Source organism: Methylibium sp. T29-B, from assembly GCF_000576225.1.
Taxonomy (GTDB): domain Bacteria; phylum Pseudomonadota; class Gammaproteobacteria; order Burkholderiales; family Burkholderiaceae_C; genus Methylibium; species Methylibium petroleiphilum.
This window is the reverse complement of record NZ_AZSN01000393.1, coordinates 1-649: the sequence shown is the minus strand read 5'-3', so window position 1 is coordinate 649 and position 649 is coordinate 1. Positions and strand designations below refer to the sequence as shown.

Below are 649 nucleotides of genomic sequence, written 5' to 3'. Positions count from 1 at the left end.
CCTGCCGCCGCGGAGGGGGCGCCGACCCCGCGCTCTGTGGGACTGGCAGCAGCGACAGCTCGGGCAGGCGCGCGCGCCAGAGGTTTGGTGCACCGTTCTCTCCGGCTTGCCAGGCGCCGGTCAGTCGTGCCACCAGGCTCAGCGGTGCGGGTTCGGCGGCGCCGGCCTCGCTGCCCGGGGCCTGCGGCTGCCGCAACGTGGCGCGCAGGCTGGCGCGGTGCTCGCCGAGCGTGCCGTCGGCTTGCAGCGCGACGGTCGGGAGCGTCAGCGCCGGCGTCCGGATCTGGGTGGCAGTGAACTCGCCCTGCAGCGCGGCGCGCGCCAGCGCGCTGCCGACGGCTTCGCTGCCGGGCAGCGTGGCGTCCCAGCGCCTGGGCCGCATCGAGCCGGAGGCTGCCGAACTGCAGGCGCTCAAGTTCGAGGCTGCCGCGCGTGACGAGGCTGCCGCTGGCCGCGCTGCCGAGCAGCCACGCGCCGAGCGCTCCGTCGGTTCGGGTTTCGAGGCGGGCGCGACCGGTCAGCGGCCCCAGCCCCAGCGCATCGGCCAGCGGCGCGAGCTGCGCCAGGGCCGGCGCGTCGAGTTGCAGCAGCAGTTGCTCGGCGTCGGCCGCCGGTGCACTGCCGCCGCGGACTGGCGCGCGCAGTTTCA

General features: G+C 76.9%; 2 protein-coding genes. One reads left to right on the top strand and one right to left on the bottom strand.

The features are described from left to right. Positions 1-382, bottom strand: a 382-nt coding sequence (locus Y694_RS24595; protein WP_155935905.1) for a hypothetical protein, incomplete at its 3' end; no start/stop codon positions are given. On the opposite strand from Y694_RS24595, the gene Y694_RS22145 reads away from it, so the two are divergent. Then, a partial coding sequence (locus tag Y694_RS22145; protein ID WP_155935904.1) for a hypothetical protein occupies positions 357-649 on the top strand: 293 nt, incomplete at its 3' end. The genes Y694_RS24595 and Y694_RS22145 overlap by 26 nt on opposite strands.